Origin of the sequence: Ilumatobacter sp. (genome assembly GCF_041688325.1) — a bacterium.
GTDB lineage: Bacteria > Actinomycetota > Acidimicrobiia > Acidimicrobiales > Ilumatobacteraceae > Ilumatobacter_A.
Genome location: NZ_JBDNIJ010000336.1, coordinates 1 through 2,993, shown reverse-complemented (window position 1 = coordinate 2,993; position 2,993 = coordinate 1). Strand labels below are relative to the sequence as shown.

Sequence of the window (2,993 nt, the reverse complement as noted above, 5' to 3'; positions counted from 1 at the left end):
GTCGCCGACCTCCTTCGCTTCGAAGCCGGCGACCGCTCTGACATCGACGAGAACCACGACGTGCAGCACGTCGCGAACTACGCCGACGCGCTCGCCTACGGCATCGAGCGCCTGAGCGACGGCGGCACGGTCAACCTCGAACTGCTCCGTGACATCCACGAACGGCTGATGGCGGGCACCGACATCGCACCCGCCCCGCCGCCAACGCCAGTTGCGGGGATGGCCGACGCGCTCGATGACCTCGAGGTGTTCCTGCAGGAACGGTCGATGCCGTTCCTCATCCGACTCGCGCTGGCACACCACCAACTCGCCGTGATCAATCCGTTCCCCAAAGGAAACGGTCGGCTCAGCCGGCTGCTCATTTCGCTGCTGATGGTCGAGCGCGGGGTCCTGCCCGAACCGATGCTGCACCTCTCCGTGTACTTCGAACGGAACCGTGACCGGTACAACGAGCTACTGATCAGCACGAGCCGAACCGGGAACTTCGACCCCTGGCTCACGTTCTTCCTCCGCGGCGTCGCTGAGCAAGCTGCCGATGCCGAAGTGCGCATGGCCGGGCTCGTCGAACTGCAAGCAGCGCAGCGCGCCGTACTCCAGGCCGACTCCGCATCGACGAATGTCGTGCGCGCCGCCGAACACCTCTTCACGACGCCCTACGTGTCAGCGACATCGCTGACCACAGGGCTCGACGTGACCTTCCCGACCGCCCAGGCCTGCATCAAGACACTGGTCAAGCGAGGGATGCTCGTGGAACTGACCGGCGGGAAACGCAACCGGATCTACTCCGCCGAAGCCATCTTCGACGCCGTCTACAGCGACTGACGCAGCGCGAACTGCAGCCGCTGCCCGGCACCGACGCGATCGGCCAGCTGCTCACGATCGCTCTCAGCCGTCCGGGAGTCGTCCACCGCATGTCGATCGAGTAGCACTTGTGCTACCATGTGGTCTATGGACAGCGTCGGTCTGCGTGAACTTCGTCAGGGTGCGTCGGAACTTGTTCGGCGCGTCGAGGGTGGTGAGCAGATTGACATCACTGTTGCGGGGCGGCTCGCTGCTCGTCTGGTCCCAGTGGCGCCGAAGCGCTGGCAGACCTGGGACGCCATTGCTGGCTTGTTCAACGGGCCACCCGACCCGAACTGGCAGCGCGACCACGACCTCATCGATCAGTCGATCAGGAACCCATGGGACGAAGCGTGAAGGCGCTGCTCGACACCAGCGTGCTGATCGCGACAGACGTTCCCCGCCTCGACGGCGAACTGGCCATCAGTGCAGCGTCACTCGCGGAGTTGCACTTCGGTGTCATGGTGACCGCCGACGATGCAGCCCGGGCCGAACGGCTCAGACGGCTGACGATGCTGCAACGCAGTTTCGATGCCCTGCCGATCGACGACGACGTTGCCGCGAGCTATGGACGTCTTGCCGCAGCGGTTGCCGCAGCGGGACGCCAACCCCGGTCGCGTGCGTTCAACCTGTTGATCGCTGCAACGGCGCACGCTCACGATGCCCGCTTGTACACGCGCAACGCCGCCGACCTGGTCGGCCTCGGCGATCTCCTCGAGATCGTTGCCGTCTGACGAGACGCCTCGATGAGTTGCGTTGAGATTCCGCACCGACGCTGAGGTTGTACGACTCACAACAACCACAGCGCGCTCGACAACAACGTGCGCAACCTGCGAGCCCAGCCGCCCCATCGCGGCACCTGGCGTCATTCCAATCGATACCGGATTACCCCCGTAACTCCACTTCTTTGAGACCACCCGCCGCGAGTGATCGAACTCGGACCCGAGTAGCTGATCTCGGCCAGCACGACTGCGAGTCAGGCTTCGCGTTCGGCGACTGCGGCGTCGATGTGCGCTGCGACAGAGGGGAACTTTTCGGTCATCGTCTTGAACTCCCAGCCCATCATGCAGGCGAGGCGACAGCGCGTGTGCGTCGTGACCCGGGCGTTGCGCTTCTCGCCTGTGACGAGTGCCGTCTCCCCGAAGAACTCACCCGGACCGATACTGGCAACGAACTCGAAGTCGCGGTGCACGTCCACCTCACCGTCGAGCACGATGAAGAACTTGTAGGCGAAGTCATCCTGCTTGGCAAGGCTGCTGCCGGCCACCATTTCAAGCTCTTTGAGCGGTTCGGTGCACTGTGCCAATTCGTCGTCGGTCAATCCCTCAAACAACGCAATCGAGCGGAACTCTTCAATCTCCATGCACATGCCTCTCTCCGTCCGCAGCGGTCGCCGCCGGTGAACGGAACGTAACACGCATCACGGAGCCGTTCTTCCGAAGCAATATGTGAGCGTGACCGGACTGTCTGTCGCCAGCGGGTGACGGAGATGGTCGAACACACCGTGCCATCGGCCCCGATGAACAGGACTCGACAGCCACTTTCTCGACGTACCTTCACAAGTGCACTAGCGTGAGTGTTCCCAACGAGGAGGCAACTATGTCCACCATTCCAGCAATTGCTCAGGCGATGCTCGGCACGGACGCGGTGGCGCACGTCTGGACGAACAACGCCGACGGCAGCCCGCAAGTGTCGGTCGTGTGGGTGATTGCGCACGGCGACGAGATTTTGTTCGGCACCGACGCCGACAGCGAGAAGGCCAAGAACCTGCGCCGCGACAACCGCATCATCCTGTCGATTGAAGACGTCGAACGGAACGAACGTGGCTATCAGCGCCACCTCGTCATTCGCGGCCGCGCCGCACTCGAACCCGGCCCCAACCCCGAGCTGATGGATCGCCTGGCGAACAAGTACACGAGCCTGAAACGTCACCCACTCGCGATGCGCGACGCGCCCAGCGCAGTCGTGGTGCGGATCACCGTCGAGAGGCTCAGCGGCGTCGGCCCCTGGATCGACGAATCCGCCACCGCCAGTGCCCTCGAGACCGCCGCGGCCAACTAACCCGCCAACTCACTGGCCGGGATGCTCAGCGGCACGCAGACGCCTGCCCCGTTAGTGCAGTGGGCCGCCATTTGCGAGTTCGTTGAACCGCG

The 2,993-nt window shown here is 63.8% G+C and carries 5 protein-coding genes; 4 read left to right on the top strand and 1 reads right to left on the bottom strand.

The genetic code is table 11. The features are described from left to right. The 3 genes from ACH2EI_RS17450 to ACH2EI_RS17440 form a co-directional block, all read left to right on the top strand. Positions 1-822, top strand: an 822-nt coding sequence (locus tag ACH2EI_RS17450; RefSeq protein ID WP_395160980.1) for a Fic family protein, incomplete at its 5' end; no start/stop codon positions are given. 126 nt (positions 823-948) lie between these two features. After that, on the top strand, positions 949-1,197 hold the full coding sequence (locus tag ACH2EI_RS17445; RefSeq protein WP_395154018.1) for a type II toxin-antitoxin system Phd/YefM family antitoxin: 249 nt from the start codon (positions 949-951) through the stop codon (positions 1,195-1,197). After that, positions 1,182-1,574, top strand: a complete 393-nt coding sequence (locus tag ACH2EI_RS17440; RefSeq protein WP_395154019.1) for a type II toxin-antitoxin system VapC family toxin — start codon at positions 1,182-1,184, stop codon at positions 1,572-1,574. Before ACH2EI_RS17445 ends, ACH2EI_RS17440 begins: the two co-directional genes overlap by 16 nt. Before the next feature lie 242 nt (positions 1,575-1,816). Here ACH2EI_RS17440 and ACH2EI_RS17435 read toward each other — a convergent pair whose 3' ends face one another. Continuing rightward, positions 1,817-2,203, bottom strand: a complete 387-nt coding sequence (locus ACH2EI_RS17435; protein ID WP_395160978.1) for a cyclic nucleotide-binding domain-containing protein — start codon at positions 2,201-2,203, stop codon at positions 1,817-1,819. A gap of 236 nt (positions 2,204-2,439) precedes the next feature. Here ACH2EI_RS17435 and ACH2EI_RS17430 point away from each other — a divergent pair, with 236 nt between their 5' ends. Continuing rightward, complete coding sequence (locus ACH2EI_RS17430; RefSeq protein ID WP_395154021.1) at positions 2,440-2,901, top strand: PPOX class F420-dependent oxidoreductase; 462 nt, start codon at positions 2,440-2,442, stop codon at positions 2,899-2,901. Positions 2,902-2,993: the final 92 nt, after the last annotated feature.

Bases quoted from the DNA above. Each gene is read 5' to 3' on its own strand.
- ACH2EI_RS17435 (WP_395160978.1), bottom strand. From the start codon at position 2,203: ATGGAGATTGAAGAGTTCCGCTCGATTGCGTTGTTTGAGGGATTGACC.
- ACH2EI_RS17430 (WP_395154021.1), top strand. From the start codon at position 2,440: ATGTCCACCATTCCAGCAATTGCTCAGGCGATGCTCGGCACGGACGCG.
- ACH2EI_RS17440 (WP_395154019.1), top strand. From the start codon at position 1,182: ATGGGACGAAGCGTGAAGGCGCTGCTCGACACCAGCGTGCTGATCGCG.
- ACH2EI_RS17445 (WP_395154018.1), top strand. From the start codon at position 949: ATGGACAGCGTCGGTCTGCGTGAACTTCGTCAGGGTGCGTCGGAACTT.